This window comes from Micromonospora palomenae, assembly GCF_007829925.1.
Lineage (GTDB): Bacteria > Actinomycetota > Actinomycetes > Mycobacteriales > Micromonosporaceae > Micromonospora > Micromonospora purpureochromogenes.
The window spans coordinates 1,842,021-1,860,081 of sequence record NZ_VIXA01000002.1; the positions used below are offsets into that span (position 1 = coordinate 1,842,021).

General features: G+C 72.5%; 13 protein-coding genes. 10 read left to right on the forward strand and 3 right to left on the reverse strand.

Annotated features, from left to right (window positions below):
• Window positions 1-38 precede the first annotated feature (38 nt).
• A complete protein-coding gene (locus tag FHX75_RS19715; protein WP_246158220.1) occupies window positions 39-1,217 on the forward strand; it encodes a PP2C family protein-serine/threonine phosphatase in 1,179 nt (392 codons plus the stop codon).
• Between the two features lie 60 nt (window positions 1,218-1,277).
• Here FHX75_RS19715 and FHX75_RS19720 read toward each other — a convergent pair whose 3' ends face one another.
• Window positions 1,278-3,722: a M28 family peptidase gene (locus tag FHX75_RS19720; RefSeq protein WP_425463502.1), complete on the reverse strand. Its 2,445-nt coding sequence runs from the start codon at window positions 3,720-3,722 to the stop codon at window positions 1,278-1,280.
• A gap of 271 nt (window positions 3,723-3,993) precedes the next feature.
• On the opposite strand from FHX75_RS19720, the gene FHX75_RS19725 reads away from it, so the two are divergent.
• The 7 genes from FHX75_RS19725 to FHX75_RS19755 all read left to right on the forward strand — a co-directional run bounded on the left by FHX75_RS19725 (window position 3,994) and on the right by FHX75_RS19755 (window position 12,849).
• The gene (locus tag FHX75_RS19725) at window positions 3,994-5,211 is read left to right on the forward strand and encodes a PP2C family protein-serine/threonine phosphatase (RefSeq protein WP_154941742.1); all 1,218 of its coding nucleotides are present in this window, start codon (window positions 3,994-3,996) and stop codon (window positions 5,209-5,211) included.
• The gene (locus FHX75_RS19730; RefSeq protein WP_154941743.1) at window positions 5,208-6,974 is read left to right on the forward strand and encodes a sensor histidine kinase; all 1,767 of its coding nucleotides are present in this window, start codon (window positions 5,208-5,210) and stop codon (window positions 6,972-6,974) included. The genes FHX75_RS19725 and FHX75_RS19730 overlap by 4 nt, the downstream gene beginning before the upstream one ends.
• Window positions 6,971-7,423: a response regulator gene (locus FHX75_RS19735; RefSeq protein WP_154941744.1), complete on the forward strand. Its 453-nt coding sequence runs from the start codon at window positions 6,971-6,973 to the stop codon at window positions 7,421-7,423. Before FHX75_RS19730 ends, FHX75_RS19735 begins: the two co-directional genes overlap by 4 nt.
• Window positions 7,416-8,225: an inositol monophosphatase family protein gene (locus FHX75_RS19740; protein WP_154941745.1), complete on the forward strand. Its 810-nt coding sequence runs from the start codon at window positions 7,416-7,418 to the stop codon at window positions 8,223-8,225. The genes FHX75_RS19735 and FHX75_RS19740 overlap by 8 nt, the downstream gene beginning before the upstream one ends.
• A gap of 302 nt (window positions 8,226-8,527) precedes the next feature.
• Window positions 8,528-9,541 carry a coiled-coil domain-containing protein gene (locus FHX75_RS19745; protein ID WP_154941746.1) on the forward strand — a complete coding sequence of 338 codons (1,014 nt, stop codon included), beginning with the start codon at window positions 8,528-8,530 and terminating at the stop codon, window positions 9,539-9,541.
• 36 nt (window positions 9,542-9,577) lie between these two features.
• Window positions 9,578-11,131: a fused MFS/spermidine synthase gene (locus tag FHX75_RS19750; RefSeq protein WP_154941747.1), complete on the forward strand. Its 1,554-nt coding sequence runs from the start codon at window positions 9,578-9,580 to the stop codon at window positions 11,129-11,131.
• A 71-nt stretch (window positions 11,132-11,202) separates the two neighbouring features.
• Complete coding sequence (locus FHX75_RS19755; protein ID WP_154941748.1) at window positions 11,203-12,849, forward strand: serine/threonine-protein kinase; 1,647 nt, start codon at window positions 11,203-11,205, stop codon at window positions 12,847-12,849.
• 39 nt (window positions 12,850-12,888) lie between these two features.
• Here the strand turns inward: FHX75_RS19755 and FHX75_RS19760 are convergent, their stop codons facing one another.
• Entirely contained in the window at window positions 12,889-13,554 is a 666-nt protein-coding gene (locus tag FHX75_RS19760; protein WP_154941749.1) for a potassium channel family protein, read from the reverse strand.
• Complete coding sequence (locus FHX75_RS19765; RefSeq protein WP_154941750.1) at window positions 13,544-14,878, reverse strand: TrkH family potassium uptake protein; 1,335 nt, start codon at window positions 14,876-14,878, stop codon at window positions 13,544-13,546. The genes FHX75_RS19760 and FHX75_RS19765 overlap by 11 nt, the downstream gene beginning before the upstream one ends.
• 143 nt (window positions 14,879-15,021) lie before the next feature.
• Between FHX75_RS19765 and FHX75_RS19770 the strand changes: the two genes are divergently transcribed.
• Window positions 15,022-16,158 (forward strand): glycerophosphodiester phosphodiesterase, encoded by a 1,137-nt coding sequence (locus FHX75_RS19770; RefSeq protein ID WP_154941751.1) that lies wholly within the window; start codon window positions 15,022-15,024, stop codon window positions 16,156-16,158.
• Window positions 16,159-16,855: 697 nt separating this feature from the next.
• Window positions 16,856-18,061 (forward strand): substrate-binding domain-containing protein, encoded by a 1,206-nt coding sequence (locus FHX75_RS19775; protein ID WP_154941752.1) that lies wholly within the window; start codon window positions 16,856-16,858, stop codon window positions 18,059-18,061.

Here is an 18,061-nt window from a genome sequence, read left to right on the forward strand (position 1 = left end):
ACGGGAGCGCCCGGCCGAGCGAGGCGGGGTTCCCTTCGTTGCTCGAGGACAACCTCGAAGACCTGTACGAGAACGCGCCCTGCGGGAACCTGTCCACCCTGCTGGACGGCACGATTGCGAAGATCAACAGTACCCTGCTGGCCTGGCTCGGCTACTCCCGCGAGGAACTCGTCGGCCGGCGCCGCTTCAGCGACCTGCTCACCGGCGGGGGCCGCATCTATCACGAAACCCACTTCGCACCCATGCTGGCCATGCAGGGCGAGATCCGCGGTATCGCCCTGGAGCTTCGCACCAGGGACGGCTCCCGCATGCCGGTCCTCGTCACCTCCGTCGTCAAGGCCGGCAGCGACGGCCAACCCCAACTCATCCGCACGGCCATCTTCGATGCCACCGAACGCCGCAGCTACGAACGAGAACTCCTCGACGCCCGCAGAGCCGCGGAACGCGAGGACGAACGGCTGCGGCAACTCGTCAGCAAACTGCAACGAAGCCTGCTCCCCGCCGTGCTGCAGACCCCGCCCGGACTGGAAAGCGCCGCGTACTACCGGATGGCCTCCACCGACGAAGTCGGCGGCGACTTCTACGACCTGTTCCCCCTTGACGACGGCCGCTGGGGATTCTTTCTCGGCGACGTCAGCGGCAAAGGCGTCGAAGCGGCCGCCGTCACCGCCCTGGCCCGCTACACGTTGCGTGCCGCAGCCGTCTACAACCCCGACCCCGCCATCGCGCTGCACAACCTCAACACCGTGCTCTGGCAGGAATACCGCGAGGACGCGCGCTACTGCACGGTCGTCTTCGGCATCCTCACACCCACGCCGGCCGTCGGCGGGTTCACCGCGGTCATCGCCAGCGGCGGACACCCCGAACCACTGCTGCTACGGGCCGACGGCTCCGCCGACTACCAGTGCACGAAGGGCCGCATCGTCGGGGCCTTTCCGAACTCCGAGTACACCAACACCACCGTCGTGGCGAACCCCGGCGACACGTTGCTCCTCTACAGCGACGGACTCACCGAGGCCCGTACCGGCAGCAGCGAGACCCCCGACGGCCGGTACGGAACCGCGGCCCTCGCCCGATTCGGCGCCAATCTCGCACCCACCAACGCCGCCAACGCCGTCGCCGCCGTCACCGATCTGCTCGGCACCTTCGGCGCCGGGCTCACCGACGACACCGCCGTCATGGCCATCAGCGCCCCACCCACTCGGCGCGCTGCCTGAGTCGTTCATGACATCAGCTCCACAGGGCCCGACCGGAAGGCCGGGCCCCCACCGGTCCGGCTACAACGGATACGTCCGAGCCACCGCCAGCATCTCGGAGCTGTGCGAGCCGGCCACGCCGACACCCGCGGGCCGGGGGCGGAAGCCGGGCAGGCCGTCCAGTTCGTCGCTGACGTCCATCACCCGGATCCGGACCCGCTCGCCCTTGCGCAGCAGCTTCAGGGTGACCTCGATCCCCTCCGGCGGGGGCGCGTGGAAGGTCAACCCCGCGGTCCACGGTGGGTTGGGCGGTGGCCCGGAGAGCTCGTTCATCCGACCTTCCGCCTCGGCGTTCAGCACCTCGGCGCTCTCCCCGTCCACGTGCATGGTGAGCAGGCGGACCTGCCGCTGGGGGGTCACCCGCAGTCGCAGCAGGCGCACGTCACCGTCGGCGGTGTCGCTCAACACCTCCAGCTTCGGAGCGGGCAGGTCGGCCGGCTGCGCGGGCCCCGAGCGCAGTTCCGCGTCGTCGAGGCCGGGGAACTCGCCACCGACCCTGGCCACCCCGCCGACGTACTGCGCGGTCCACGGCTGCGGGTCCTCCTCGTGACTGAGCCAGCGCGCCTGCCGGGTGTCGGCGTCCATGGCGTACATCAGATGGGTCGGCGCCGGGTGCGCGGCGTCGAAGCGGTCGACGGACAGCCCCACCCCGGCGAAGACCGCCGCCGCGAGCGCGGCGGCGCCGACCGGCAACGCGCCCAGCCTCCGGGCGCGGAGCGCGCGCATCCCCCGCTCCCCACCGGCCTGCGGGTGCAGCAGGTCGACCACCGGGAGCGCGGCCAGGCCGAGCAGCACCGCGAAGAGGGCGGCGACCCCGCCCATCGCCATGCCCAGCGCGGGGAAGAGCAGCACCACGGTGGGCAGCAGGATGACCACCCCCACCGCTGCGGCCGCGGTCACCGCGACCACCGGCCACGGCCCCTCGATCCGGGCGTTCAGCGCGACGAAGCCGGCGACGACGCCGGCCACGGCGGGCAGGACGACCAGGTACGACCCGCCCGGTGCGAACACGGAGAGAGGCACCCCGAGCAGGGCCAGCCAGGCCAGCCCGCCGATCGCCAACGCGATCGGCCCGGCCCAGCGCCGGACCAGCGCGTACCAGCCGAGGAGCACCGTCGCGGCGAGCGCCACCACGGCCAGCCGGTACCAGGTCGGCCGGTACGGGTCGAGCAGCTCGGCATGGCCGGGGCGGATCGCGGTGACCGCCGCCCAGAACAGCTGGGCGGTCAGCGGGGCGAGGACGATCGGGACCAGCGCCAGGCCGAAGCCGGCGATCAGGCGCTTCCCGGTGGTCCGGCCCCGCGACCGGGCGAGCCGGCCCAGCGCGAGGACGCCGATCACCGCGGCCAGCGCCAGCGGCCAGGTCAGCCAGCCCGGATAGCGGACCAGCCCACCCGGAACCGGGAAGTAGGTGGCGTCGTCTCCGGACCAGAGCGTCGGCAGGTCGGAGCGGCCGAGCGCCCGGGCCAGGCCGAGCGCGTTGTCGCCGTGCTGCTGGAGGCTGCCCCGGTCCATCGCCTCCGGGGTGTCCAGGGACGTGTGGTAGATCGCGCCGCCGTCGATGTAGGCCGAGTTCAACCCGATGAAGCGCGGGCGGTCGTCGAGGTCGTACTGGTCGCGGAAGGGGGTGAAGTCGGTGTCGTTCGGCAGCAGTCGGTAGATCTCCACCGCGAACGAGGTGCCCACCGGATGGGGCGCCGCCCGGCCGAACAGGTTCACCAGGTCTGCGTTGTTCCGCGAGGTCTCGAACATGATCACCGGCCCGGTCGAGCCGCGCGCCTCGAGGTTGAGCACCACTCCGCCGTCCTTGGCCAGCGGATGGCTGGAGACGAAGGCCGACGCGCCGCACAGGCACGCCTCCTCGGCGTCGGTGAGCACGAAGACGATGTCATTACGGGGGCGGGGCCCGGTGGTCAGCGCGCGGGCCACCTCCAGGATGGTGGAGGTGCCGGCGCCGTCGTCGTTGCCGCCCGGCCCGGACTGCACCGAGTCGTAGTGCGCGACCAGGAAGATCCTGCCGGTCGGGTCCGTGCCGGGAAGTCGGGCGACCACGTTGCGGACCCGGCCCATCGAGTAGTTGCCGTTGCCCCGCTGGAGCTGGCCGGCCTCCGGGGCGACGGTGTCCTGCACCTCGGTCTCCAGCCCGAGGCCGCGCAGCGCGCCGACCAGGTGCTCGCGTACCTGATCGTTTGCCGGGCTGCCGGCGACGTGCGGGCGTGCCGCGACGGTCTGCACCGTCCGGTACGCCCGGGCGGCGCTGAACTCGCCGGCCGGCGCGTCCGCCGGACGCGGCTCCGGGGTGCGCAGGTCCACCAGGACGGCGGCACCGACCGCGAGCAGCGCGACCAGCGCGGCGACGGCGGCGAGCGCTCGACGGCGCGGCCGGGCGAGCGCCCGGTCGACGGCGCGGACCACGGGGGTGCGCCCGGCGGACTCCTCGGCGGCGGGAACTACGGGTGCGCCCACGGCGGGCTCCTCGGTGGGTGGGGCGAAGGGTGAGGATCATCCTGCACCCCGCCGGGGGTGAGCCGCGACACCCCGGGGCCTCCCGTAACGCTCCTTCCCGCCCGACCGCTGTCCGTGTGACGGCCTTGCCCGGGTACGCCCGTGCCGCCACGGCCGTGTTGTGTGCGACCGTTGTCTAATACAGGATCAGCGGGGCACTCGGAAGGAGCCCGACATCACCAGCGAACTCCCGCGTCTCGCGGCGGTGACCCGGCCGCACCGGGGGCCCGGCATGGCCGGTCCCTCCGTGGCGCCGTACCCGCAGGGGGGCCTCGGGCCGAACCCCAACCTGCCGCCCGGCGAGCGGCTGCGGGTTCTGCTGGTCGAGGACGACGAGGGCGACGCCTTCCTGGTGAGTGAGCTGCTCGCCGAGACCAACTCGATGATCGACCTGCTGGTCGCCACCAGCCTCAGCGAGGCCCGGCAGCGGGTCGCCGGCGTCGACTGCGTGCTGCTCGACCTCGGGCTGCCCGACGCCCAGGGCCTGGACGGCCTGCGCAAGGTGCTGGAGATGTCCAGCGGCGCGGCGGTCTGCGTCCTGACCGGCCGCTCCGACGAGCACCTGGGCATCGTCGCGGTCGCCGAGGGCGCCCAGGACTACCTGGTCAAGGGGCAGGTCGACGGCGTCCTGCTGACCCGCGCGCTGCGCTACGCGGTGGAACGCAAGCGGGCCGACGAGAACGCCCGGCGGCTGCGCGAGGTGGAGCTGCGCCAGGCCGAGTCCGCCCGCCTGGAGCGCGGCCTGCTGCCCCAGCCGCTGATGAGCACCGACGAGGTGTCGGTGCACACCTTCTACCGTCCCGGCCGGCACGCCGCCCTGATCGGCGGGGACTTCTTCGACGTCGTGCAGACCCGGCCCGACCGGGTCGACCTGATCGTCGGCGACGTCTGCGGGCACGGTGTGGACGAGGCCGCGCTCGGCGTCGAGCTGCGGGTCGCCTGGCGGGCGCTGATCCTGGCCGGGGTCGCCGACGACGACGTGCTGCCCGCCCTGGAACAGGTGCTGATGAGCGAGCGCCGGCTCCAGGAGATCTTCGCCACCGTCGCCACGGTCCGGCTGCACCTGGACGGCAACCGGGCCACCGTCCGGCTGGCCGGGCACCCGCCGCCGCTGCTGCTCTCCGGGGGCAAGGTCGCGCCGGTCCCGGCGCGCGGTGGCCTGCTCCTCGGGGTACGACCTCGCCGACCCGTAGCGTTCGACCTGGAGTTCGACACCGATGACTGGTCCCTGTTGATGTACACCGATGGCCTGATCGAGGGACGGGTGGGCGACGGCGACGACCGGTTGGACGTGCCGGGGCTGACCGGCCTGCTGGAGGAGCCGGCCAACCAGGCGGTGCCGCTGGCCGAGCTGCCGGCCTGGCTGGTCGGCCGGGCCGAGCAGATCAACGGCGGTCCGCTCGCCGACGACGTCGCCATGCTGCTGGTCACCCGCGGCGGTGGCCGGTGAACTCGTACCGCCCCGGTTGGACGCTGCGCCGGCGGGTGAGCGTGCTGCTCACCGTGGTCGTGGTGCTGCTGCTCGGGCTCGCCGCGGCCGAGGCCGCGCTGGCCGCCAAGACCCGGCAGAACATGGACGCGGTGCTGGTGAAGACCGGCCCGCTGCGGGTGCAGGGCCAGGAACTGCTCAACGCTTTGCTCGACCAGGAGACCGCCGTCCGGGGGTACGCGGTCAGCGGCGACCGCGCCGACCTCGCCCCGTACGACAGCGGCCTCCAGCAGGAGCGCGAGACCGTCAGCAAGATGAACGCGCTGATCGGTGACTATCCGGACATCCAGCGGGCGTTGGCCGTGGTGGAGCAGCAGGCGGCCGACTGGCGCAGCTCCATCGCCCAGCCGGTGATCACCACCACCGAGCGGGACGGCACGGCGGCCGGCCAGGCACTCATCACCGACCAGGCGCGGCAGCAGTTCGACGGGATCCGGGCCTCGGCCGGCGTGCTCCAGGCCGAGATCCTCGACGAGCGGCAGCGCACGGCGGACAAGGTCTACCAGAGCAGCAACATCCTGGTGGTCCTGCTGATCGTCGCGGCGGTGGTGGTGGCGGTGGCCGGTTCGGTGCTGCTGCTGTCGCTGGACCGGATGGTGATCAAGCCGCTGACCGGGCTGGCCGAGCAGATTCGGGAGGTCGCCGAGGGCGACTACCAGCACCGCATCGCCGGGTCCGGCCCACCGGAGTTCCAACAGCTCGCCGGCGACGTGGACGCGATGCGGCAGAAGATCGCCCGGGAACTCGCCGAGGTGCGCGAGGCGCGCGAGAGCATCGAGTGGGTCAACAGCCAGCTCCAGAAGCAGGCCGAGGAGCTGACCCGCTCCAACCGCGACCTGGAGCAGTTCGCGTACGTGGCCTCGCACGACCTCCAGGAGCCGCTGCGCAAGGTGGCGAGCTTCTGCCAGCTGCTCCAGCGCCGCTACGCCGGCCAGCTCGACGAGCGGGCCGACCAGTACATCGCCTTCGCGGTCGACGGCGCGCAGCGGATGCAGCGCCTGATCAACGACCTGCTGGCCTTCTCCCGGATCGGCCGGCTCACCACCGGCTTCACCGAGGTCGACCTCAACAAGGTGATGGGCGACGTGGCCGGGCAGACCGAGGCCGCCCGCCAGTACGCCGACGCCGAGCTGACCTGGGACGAGATGCCGGTGATCCGCGGCGAGGAACCGCTGCTGACCAACCTGCTGGCCAACCTCGTCAGCAACTCGATCAAGTTCCGCCGCCCGGACGTCACGCCGAAGGTGCACGTCTCCGCCCGACTCGTCGACGACGAGTGGGAGATCACCTGCCAGGACAACGGCATCGGGATCGAGCCGGAGTTCGCCGACAAGATCTTCGTGATCTTCCAGCGGCTGCACGCCAAGGACGCGTACCCGGGTACCGGCATCGGCCTGGCGATCGTCAAGAAGATCGTGGAGTACCACGGTGGCCGGGTCTGGGTGGACACCGACACCGACGAGGGCACCGCGATCCGCTTCACCCTGCCGGCGCTGCCCGAGGACGTCGAGGCGGCCCGCGCGGCGGCGGAGGCCGAGGCGGTCACCGGCGAGGAGCCGGCGGGTGACGACCTGGCCGCGATGGGCGAGGTTGACGCCGACGGTGAGCCGGAGACCTCCGCGCCGACCGTGGGCCGGCAGCCGGACGGCCCGGCGGGCGCAGACACGCGTGAGGCGGCACCGGAGCACGGTACAACGGGTGGCATGAAGGAGACGGTGAGATGACCGCGCCAGCGGACGGCAAGAGCCCGATCGAGGTCCTGCTGGTCGAGGACGACCCGGGTGACGTGTTGATGACCCAGGAGGCGTTCGAGGAGCACAAGCTGCGCAACCGGCTCACCGTCGTCTCCGACGGCGCCGAGGCGCTGGCCTACCTGCGCCGTGAGGGCCCGTACGGCGACGCGGTGACGCCGGACCTGATCCTGCTCGACCTGAACCTGCCCCGCCGGGACGGCCGCGAGGTGCTGGAGGAGATCAAGGAGGACGAGCAGCTCCGCCGCATCCCGGTCGTGGTGCTCACCACCTCCCAGGCCGACGAGGACATCCTGCGCAGCTACCAGCTGCACGCCAACGCCTACGTGACCAAGCCGGTCGACTTCGAGCGCTTCATCTCGGTGGTCCGGCAGATCGACGAGTTCTTCGTCAGCGTGGTCAAGCTCCCGCCGCGTGGCTGACCGGCTGCGGGACGACGTCGGCGAGCTGCTGCGGGAAACCGCGGCCGAGGTCGTGCTGCCCCTGTTCCGCCGGCTGGACGACGCCGACGTCGCCGAGAAGGCCCCCGGCGACCTGGTCACGGTGGCCGACCGGCGGGCGGAGGAAAAGATCTCCGCCGCGCTGCGCCGGCTGCGACCGGGTTCGGTCGTCGTCGGCGAGGAGGCGGTCGCCGACGATCCGTCCCTGCTGCGCCACCTGCGCGGCGACGGCGACGTCTGGGTGGTCGACCCGGTCGACGGCACCGGCAACTTCGCCGCCGGCCGACGCCCGTTCGCGTTGATGGTCGCGCTGCTCACCGACGGCGAGCTGGCCGCCGCCTGGGTGCTCGACCCGCTGGCGGAGACGCTGGCGGTGGCCGTCGCCGGGGAGGGCACCCTGCTCGACGGCCGGCCGGTGCGTACCGCCGACGGCGTACCGCCGCTCGGCGCGTTGCGCGGCACCGCGATGACCCGGTTCCTGCCGCCGGAGACCCGGCGGACCGCCGAGGCGGGTGGGGAGCGGATCGGCGAACTGCTGGCCGGGCAGCACTGCGCCGGGCGGGAGTACCTCGACCTGCTCACCGGCGACCAGCAGTTCGTGCTCTTCTGGCGGACCCTGCCCTGGGACCACGCCCCGGGGGTGCTGCTGGTGCGAGAGGCCGGCGGGGTGGCCCGCCGGTTCGACGGCGCCGAGTACCACCCGGCCGACGACGACAAGGGGCTGCTGGTCGCGGCCGACGAGCGGACCTGGCACGAGGTCCGTGACGCCCTCCTCGGCGGCTGACCCGACCCCTCCGGCGCGCGCTGTGCGGCGTGTCGGGGTGTCGGGGCGGCCGGATGCCGCGACACACCGCAATCGGAGTGGATCACGCCGGTGCGGACGAGGCCGGCCGGCTGTCGCGGCGCTGCGCGACGATGTCGGGACGCTGCGTCGACGATCTATGCCCTCGGCGGTCGCGGGCCTGGTCAACCGGCCTGGGTCCGGTATCGTGTCCGGCGGTCGCCGCCAGCAGGCCCGTCCTTTCGGAGCCCGGCGGGGCCGCCGCCGCGCCGCCGTCCCCCTGGCGGCCGAGGAAGGACACTGTCGTGCCGAGGACCAGCCTCACCAGGCCGGCTGCCCGCCGGCCGCTGATCGTGCTGCTTGCCGTCGTGGCGCTGCTGCTCGGCGCCGGCGTCGCGCCGGCCGCCGCCGAGCCGAACGAGGGTGGCACCAAGAAGCTCCGTGAGGCGTTGGAGGCCGCCGCCAAGGGCCACATCGAGGCCAAGGCGAAGCTGGACAACTCCAAGCGTCGCCAGGCCGCCCTGACCGGCGAGCTGAAGACGGTCGAGGGGCGGCTGGTCGGGCTGAACGCCCAGGTCGGCGAGGTCGCCGCGCAGTCGTACCGGCTGGGTCGGCTGAGCACCGCCTCGGCGCTGCTGAACAGCGCCAGCCCGCAGGCGCTGCTGCAACGCGCCGCCGAGCTGGACGTGATGGGCCAGCGGGACGCCAAGCGACTGCGCGAGCTGACCGACGCCAAGCAGGCCGCCGCGCAGGCCAAGGCGGCCATCGACAACGAGGTGCGCGAGCAGCAGAAGCAGCTCGCCGCGCTGGCCAAGCGGAAGCGGGACGCCGAGCGGGCGCTCGCCACGGTCAGCTCCGGCACGAGTTCCGGCTTCAGCGGCGGCTCGCGTTCGGCGAGCCCGGCGCCGCGCAACTCGGACGGGTCCTGGCCGTCGGAGTCCTGCTCGGTCAACGACCCGACCACCGACGGCTGCATCACCCCGCGCACCCTGCACGCCCTCCGGCAGGCCCAGGCCGCCGGCTACAAGCGGTACGTCTCCTGCTTCCGCAGTGGCGGCGACGGTGAGCACCCGAAGGGGCGGGCCTGCGACTTCGCCGCCGCCACCGGCGGGTTCGAGGACCGCACGGCCACCGGCGGGGACAAGGCGTACGGCGACAGCCTGGCCAACTACCTCAAGAACAACGCCAGCCGGCTCGGCGTGCTCTACGTGATCTGGTACCGGCAGATCTGGATGCCGAACACGGGCTGGCGGTCGTACAGCGGCTCCGGCAGCCCGGCCGCCGACCACACAAACCATGTTCATCTTTCGATGTACTGACCCGGAGCGCCAGGAACGCTGCGTACCATCGCGACGGTGAGCAGCTCATCGTCCGACGTCGTGGTCAGCCCGGCTTCCGCCGGCCCGGCCACCGCCCGCGCGCTGCCCAACGGGCTCGCCGCGTTCCTGGTCTTCCTCTCCAGCGGGGCCGTGCTGGTGCTGGAGACGGTCTCGCTCCGCCTGGTCGGCCCATACGTCGGGGTGACCCTCCAGGTCACCAGCTCGGTGATCGGCATCGCGCTGGCCGCCATCGCGTACGGGGCGTGGACGGGCGGTTGGCTGGCCGACCGGCGGGACCCGCGCGGCCTGCTGGCCCCGGCGCTGGTGCTGGCCGGCATCGCCACGGCGGTCACCCTGCCGGTGGTCCGGTACGCCGGTGAGGTGCTGCGCGGCGGCGCCGCCAGCGCCATCCTGCTGCTCACCGCGCTCGCCGTCTTCGTCCCGGCGGCCCTGCTCGCGGCGGTCACCCCGCTGGTGGTGAAGCTCCAACTGGCCGACCTGCGCCGCACCGGGCAGGTGGTCGGGCGGCTCTCCGGCATCGGCACGCTGGGCGGCATCACCGCCACCCTGGTCACCGGCTTCGTGCTGGTGGCAGCGCTGCCCAGCACGGTCATCCTGATCGCGCTGGCGGTGCTGCTCGGGGTCACCGGCCTCGCGCTCGGGTTCCACCTGCGCCGGCAGGAGGGCGCCGGGCTGCCCGGCGCGACCCGGACCAAGGCCACCCTCGCGGTGCTCGGACTGCTCGGGGCGGGACTCAGCGCGGTCGCCCCGAACCCGTGCGACGTGGAGACGGCGTACCACTGCGCGCGGGTGGCCGACGACCCGTCCCGCGCCAGCGGGCGGGTGCTCTACCTCAACTCCGGCGAGCACTCGTACGTGGACCTGGCCGACCCCACCCACCTGGAGTACGCGTACACGCGGTGGATCGGCGCGGCGGCGGACGTGGTCGCGCCGGCGGGGCGGCGGCTGGACGCGCTGCACCTGGGCGGGGGCGGCTTCACCATGCCGCGCTACCTGAGCGCCACCCGCCCCGGCACCGACAACGTGGTCTTCGAGATCGACGGTGAGCTGGTCGAGCTGGACCGGCGGCTGCTGGGCGTACGGCCGGGGCCGGGGCTGCGCGCGGTGGTGGGTGACGCCCGGATGCTGGTCGGCGGCGAGCCCACCGACAGCCGCGACTTCGTGGTCGGGGACGCCTTCGGCCACCTGGTGGTGCCCTGGCACCTGGCGACCCGGGAGATGGCCGCCGAGGTCCGCCGGGTGCTCCGGCCCGGCGGGATGTACGTGCAGAACGTCATCGACTATCCGCCGGGCCGCTTCATCCGCAGCGAGCTGGCCACGGTCGCCGCCGAGTTCCGCCACGTCGCGCTGGTCGCCCCGGCCGCCGCGATCGCCGGTCAGCAGGGTTCCAACTTCCTCATCGTCGCCTCGGACGCGCCGCTGCCGGTGGACGCGCTCACCCAGCGGCTGGGCCGCCTCGACACGGTGCCGGACCTGCTGGCCGGTGGGGAGCTGGCCGCCTTCGTCGACGACGCGCTGGTCCTGACCGACGACTACGCGCCGGTGGACCAACTGCTCGCGACAGCCTGATCGGGTGAATCCGCTGACCGATTACGACCAGCGAGGTGTAGCGGGGTCCTTCCCGGGCAACACGTCCGACCATGGGTGGTGGAATCCGGAACGGCGCGCAGCTGCTGGGTGAGCGGTACCGGCTGATCGAGCAGCTCGGTGCCGGCGGCATGTCCGTGGTGTGGCGTGGCTACGACGAGGTGCTGGGTCGGCAGGTCGCGGTGAAGGTGCTCGCTTCCCGGCTGGCCAGCGACAAGGCCTTCCGGCACCGGATCCGGGTCGAGGCCCAGGCCGCCGCGCGGCTCTGCCACCCCAACATCACCAACGTGTACGACTACGGCGAGTCCGAGCAGATCGGCCTGACCGTGCCCTACGTCGTGATGGAGCTGGTCGACGGCGCCCCGCTGACCGTGCGGCTCGGCCGGGACGGGAAGCTGGCCTGGCGCGAGGCGGTCACCATCGCCGCCGAGGTCACCTCGGCGCTGGCCACCGCGCACGCCCGGGGCGTGGTCCACCGGGACGTCACCCCCGGCAACGTCATGCTGACCCCGAACGGGGTGAAGGTCGTCGACTTCGGCATCTCCGCGCTGGTGGGGGAGAGCGAGAAGGGGCCGGACGGCACCCTGCTGGGCACCCCCGCCTACCTGGCGCCGGAGCGGCTGGACAACGGCCAGGTCTCGCCGGCCACCGACGTGTACGCCGTCGGGCTGCTGCTCTACCGGATGCTGACCGGCCGGCTGCCGTGGGAGGCCAGCACCACCACCGAGATGCTCCGGGCGCACATGTACAACGACCCGGAGCCGATGCCGGAGGTGCCGGGGCTGCCCGCCGAGGTGGCCGAGCTGGCGCACCGCTGCCTGGCCAAGCAGCCGGAGGACCGGCCGACCACCGCCGAGCTGGCCCGTACCCTGGCCGAGGCGGCCGGGATGATCGCGGCCGTGCCGGTCTCCCCGGCGCCCGGCACGCTCGACCCGGCGCTGCTGGCCAGCGCCGGCACCACGATCCTGCCCTGGTCGACCGACACCGACGCACTGCCCTTCTCCGGTCGGACCCGCAGCCGCCGGGCGGCGACCCGGCGGCGTCGGGTGGAGGCCGGGGTGGCCGCCGCCGGCCTGGTCGCGGTCACCGCGGCGATGTGGGGGATGACCTCGAAGACCCCGGCCAGCGGTGGCGTCGACCAGCCCACCGAGGCGCGGATGGGCCTGGAGCAGCCGACCCCCTGCGAGGTCGAGTACGCGCTGCGCAGCGACTCCGGCAAGGACTTCGCCGCCCAGCTCACCCTCACCAACACCGGTACCCGCGAGCTGCGGGACTGGACGATGAGCTTCGCCTTCCCCGGCCAGCAGACGCTCACCGCCCCCGGCCCGACGGTGCGGCAGGAGGGCCGGACGGTCCGGGTGGACCCGGCCGCCGGCCGGGAGTCGTTGGCGCCCGGGGCCTCCGAGAAGATCGCCCTGTCCGGCCGGTACGCCGGCGGCAACCCGCTGCCGCTGGAATTCAAGATCGGCGAGAGCACCTGCGGCGTACGGGTCTCCGGGGTGGCCGGGGCGATGCCGACCACCGCGCCGACCCCGAAGGCGCCGCCGAAGGCACCCCCGAAGGCGACGACGAAGAAGCCGCCGGCGAAGACCACGGTCAAGTCCTCGGGCAGCGGTGGGTCCGGCACGTCGAAGGCGAAATCCGGCACCTCCGGCAAGGGCAAGGGGTCGGGTGACAGCAAGGGAAAAGGCGGCCGGTAGCGACGACGAAGGGGGGCAGGAGCAAGGGGAAGTGACCGGTCAGCCGAGGTTGGCGAACTGCTGCACCTGAGCGATCGTCCCCTCGACGATCAGCACGGTGTCCTTGCTGATCCGGGTGTCCGCGGTGGCGTACCGGAAGCGTTCCCCGGGGAGCTTCGCGCCGACCACCAGCACGCCGTAGCGCTCGGGGCCCAGGTCGCGCAGCGACCGGCCGACCAGGGACGGCGGCACCGGCACCTTGGCGATGGCGAAGTCGTCGCCGAACTCGATGAAGTCGAGCATCCGGCTGACGATCAGGTGCGCCACCCGTTCCCCGGTCTCCGCCTCCGGGAAGATCACGTGGTGGGCGCCGACCGAGGCGAGGATCCTCGCGTGCTTGTCCGAGGTGGCCCGGGCCCAGATCTGCGGCACGCCGACCTCGGTCAGCGCCACGACGGTGAGCACGCTCGCCTCCAGTGACACGCCCATCGCGACCACCACCCGCCGGAAGTCGGTCAGGCCCAGCTGGCGCAGCGCGTGCTCCTCGGTCGCGTCCGCCTGCACCACCCGTTCCAGGTGCGGCGCCCAGCGCTGGACCTGTTCGGGGTTCCGGTCGACGGCGAGCACCTCGTGGCCCAGCCGGGTCAGCGCGCCGGCCAGGTGGCAGCCGAACCGGCCCAGCCCGATCACGGCGATGTCGCCGTCGCTCGTTCCTCTAGCCGACAATGGGTTGCTCCTTCGGGTAGCGGTACAGCCGGCGCCGGGTGTTCAAGGCGATCGCCGAGCCGAGGGCGAGTGGCCCGACCCGGCCGATGTACATCAGGACGGTCAGCACGTACTGGCCCAGCTCGGGCAGTTTCGGGGTGAGCCCCACCGACAGGCCGGTGGTGCTGAAGGCCGAGGTCACCTCGAAGAGCGACTCGTTGAACCGGACCCCTTCGGTGATCAGGATCAGCCCGACCGTGCCGATGACCACCAGCGCGACGCTGAGCAGCGCGACGGTGATCGCCTGCCGCTGGCTCGACCCGACCACCCGCCGCCGGCCCACCACGACGTCGGGCTCGCCGCGCACCTCCGCCCAGATCACGAAGGCGAGCAGGAAGAACGTGGAAACCTTGATGCCGCCGGCGGTGCTGGCGCTGCCACCGCCGATGAACATCAGGGCGATGAGCAGGGGGTAGCTCTCCTCGCTCAGCCACTCGATGTTGATCACGTCGAAGCCGCCGGTGCGGCTGAGGGCGATCTGCGTGAACGCGGCGAGCACCTTGCCGGGCGCGTCGTACGTGCCGATGGTGCGGGGGTTGCCCCACTCGGCGAGCAGCAGGGCGAGGAAGCCGCCCGCCACCAGCACCACACTGCCCCAGATGGTCAGCTTGGTGGCGATCGCCCAGCGGCCCGGACGGCGCCAGTGCCGGGCCGCCTCGAACAGGGCGGGGAAGCCGAGGCCACCGATGATCGCGCCAATTCCCAGCGGCAGCGCCACCCAGGGGTCCCGGGAGAAGGCGAGCAGCCCGTCGGAGTAGAGCGTGAACCCGCCGTTGTTGAAGGCCTGGATCGAATGGAAGGTGCCGGACCAGAGCGCCCGGCCGGGCGGGTAGCCGTAGGCCAGCCAGAGCCGCCCACTGACGATCAGGGTCATCAGCGCCTCGGTGACCACCACCGTCATCGCGATGCGCGCCAGCAGCCAGCCGACGTCGCCGACGCCGTACTCGGCCGTCTCGGCCTGGACCAGCAGCCGGTTGCGCAGCCCGAGCTGCCGGGACACCGCGAGGCTGATCAGGGCCGCGCCGGTGAGGATGCCCAGGCCGCCGACCTGGGTGAGCACGGTGATCATCGCCAGCCCGAACCCGTTCCAGTAGTTCGGGGTGTCGTTGACGGCCATACCGGTGACCGACACGGCGGAGGTCGCGGTGAACAGCGCGGTGACCAGCGGGGTGTAGCGCTGCTCGCTGGTCGCCCAGGGCAGCATCAGCAGGCCGGTGCCGATCGCGATCGCCACCAGGAAGCCGAGCGGCACCAGCCGGACGGGGTGACGAAGGAACCGGCGCACCAGACAATCTTCCGGTTCCGGGCATCTTGGGGTCGGTGAATGGCGTATCCCGCAGGGTTCACCGGCTGGTCAGTCGCCGACCAACTGGCGGTCAGCCCGGACCGGTCTGCTGGGCGGCGACCATTCGACGACAGGAGACGGCGTTGCGACGTACCCTTTCCGCCCTCGGCCTGGCCGCCGCCCTGCTCGCGGTGGCCGTCGCCGTTCCCGGCTCGGCGTCGGCCCGCGAGGACGACGCCGACCGCGCGGACCAGGCCGGCCGGGACCGGGCCAGCCATCGGCCCATCGTGATCGGCCACCGTGGCGCGAGCGGCTACCGCCCGGAGCACACCCTGGAGGCCTACCGGCTGGCGATCCGGATGGGCGCCGACTACATCGAGCCGGACCTGGTCTCGACGAAGGACGGCGTGCTGGTCGCCCGGCACGAGAACGAGATCTCGGGTACGACCGACGTGTCGACCCGGCCGGAGTTCGCCGGCCGCAAGGCCACCCGGACCATCGACGGGGTCGCCGTCACCGGCTGGTTCACCGAGGACTTCACCCTCGCCGAGCTGAAGACGCTGCGCGCCAAGGAGCGGCTGCCGCAGGTCCGGGTGGCGAACACCGCCTTCGACGGCCGGTTCGAGGTGCCGACGTTCCAGGAGGTCATCGACCTGGCCCGCGCCGAGAGCCGGCAGCGGGGCCGCACCGTGGGCGTCTACCCGGAGACCAAGCACCCCAGCTACTTCGCCGCCATCGGGCTGCCGCTGGAGGAGCCGCTGGTCACGGTCCTGCGTAGGAACGGGCTGACCCACCGGAACGACCCGGTCTTCGTGCAGTCCTTCGAGACCGCCAACCTGCGCAAGCTGGACGCGCTGATCGACGTGCCGCTGGTGCAGCTCCTGGACGCCGCCGGTCGCCCGTACGACTTCACCGCCGCCGGCGACGCCCGCACCTACGCCGACCTGGCTACCCCGGCCGGGCTGGCGTGGATCGCCGACTACGCCGACGGTGTCGGCCTGAACAAGAACCTGATCGTGCCCCGCGACGCCACCGGCAAGCTGCGGACGCCGACCACGGTGGTCCGGGACGCGCACCGGGAGCGCCTGGTGGTGCACGCCTGGACCTTCCGCGCCGAAAACCAGTTCCTCCCGGCCGACTTCCGGATCGGCGCCGACCCGAACGCCCGCGGCGACATCACCGCCGAGTACGAGCTCTTCTACGGCCTCGGCCTGGACGGCGTCTTCGCCGACCAGCCCGACACCGCGGTCGCCGCCCGCGCCGGCCTCGCCGGGCGCTGACCGCCGCGCCACCGCGAGCCGCGCCCACCGGGACGGCTCGCGGTGGCGAACGGTCCCCATCGGGTACGCGAAAAGGGGGTGTCCGGTCCAGCCGGGCGCCCCCTTTTCGGCGGAACGGAGCCGAGCGGGGCCGGGCTATCCGAGCGGCGCCTGATGGCCTGGGCCGAGCAGCAGTCGCTGCGGGGAGTGGGGTGGTGTCATGCGGCCCTGTGGAGCTGATGACGTGAACGAATCAGCCCTGTCGGGGTGGGTGCCGCGACGGGCGGAGAGTGCGCTCCATTCCGGAAGTGGTGGTGTCGCTCGGCCTCAGCGGGCCACTACCAGGCCGATGAGCATGATCCTGCGGGATGGCGCACGGCATCGAATCGGCTGAGTCGTTTACGACATCAGCTCGACAGGCTCAGAACCCCTACTGTGCCGAGCGGGTGGCGGCGAACGTGGCGAGCGACAGCGGAGGGCGGGCGGAATGAGAAACGGCCGCAGCTGTCGGGGGGCGATGGCGGGACGCGACACAGGGGCGGGCCGGGTGGTGGCGGCACAAGCCACCACGAAGCGGGAGGTAACCTTCACCCGCCCGGTGATTGTTACGGACGGCCACCCCGTCCGTATCACTTGTGTGCCGGGGCCACATAGCTCGTGGGTGACGTCACTTCTAGCGTGAGCCGACACATGCTTCCTGTCCTCACCTGGAGTCGCGATGACGGTCCGGCACACGCGGCGGGCGTTCCTCTCCGCCGCCACGATGATGGCCGCGGCGCTCGCCGCCACGGCCTGCGGCAGCCCGCAGGACACCGCCTCGGGTGGCGGTGACTCCGCCGCCCCGGTCAAGGTCGGCCTGGTGTACTCCCAGTCGGGTGCGCTGGCCAGCTACGGCAAGCAGTACATCGAGGGGTTCAAGGCCGGCCTCGACCACGCCACCAAGGGCACCGGCAAGGTCGGTGACCGCAAGATCGAGCTCACCGAGGTCGACGACGCCGGCGACCCGGCCAAGGCGGTCTCCGCCGCCAAGGACCTGATCGGCAAGGGTGCGAAGATCATTGCCGGTTCGACCGCGTCCGGCGTCGCGCTCCAGGTGGCCCCGATCGCCGCCCAGAACAAGGTGCTGTTCATCTCCGGTCCGGCGGCCACCGACGCGATCACCGGCGCGAACAAGTACACGTTCCGCTCGGGCCGGCAGTCGTACCAGGACGTGGTGACGGCCAAGTCGTTCATCGGCGACCCGGCCGGCAAGAAGGTCGTCGTCTTCGCGCAGGACGGCGCCTTCGGCGACGCCAACGAGGCCGCCGTGAAGGCCGTGATCGGCGGCGCCGGGGCCAGCGTCAGCAGCGTCCGCGCCCCCGCCAGCGCCACCGAGTTCACCCCGTTCGCCAGCCAGATCAAGGCCGCCAAGCCGGACCTGCTCTTCGTCGCCTGGGCCGGCACCACCGCCCCGGCCATGTGGCAGACCCTCGACCAGCAGGGCGTGCTGAGCTCGACCACGGTCGTCACCGGTCTGGACATCCGCGCCTCCTGGCCGACCTTCGGCGCCGCCGGCAGCAAGATCTCCTTCCTGTCGCACTACTTCGACGGGGCCAGCGACACCGAGGCCGCGAAGGCCGCCAAGGCGAAGATCCCCGGCGGGACCATCGACCTGTTCCACCCGGACGGCTTCGCCGCCGCGCAGATGGTCGTCCGCGCCGTGCAGGAGGGGGGCGACGACGTCGAGAAGATGGTCAAGGCCCTCGAAGGCTGGACGTTCGACGGCGTGAAGGGGTCGATGACCATCCGGGCCGGTGACCACGCGCTGCTCCAGCCGATGTACCAGGCCAAGCTCTCCGGCAGCGGCACCGCGTTCACCGCCGCCGCCCAGAAGAGCCTGACCGGTGACGAGACCGCGCCGCCGGTCACCCAGATGAAGGGCTGA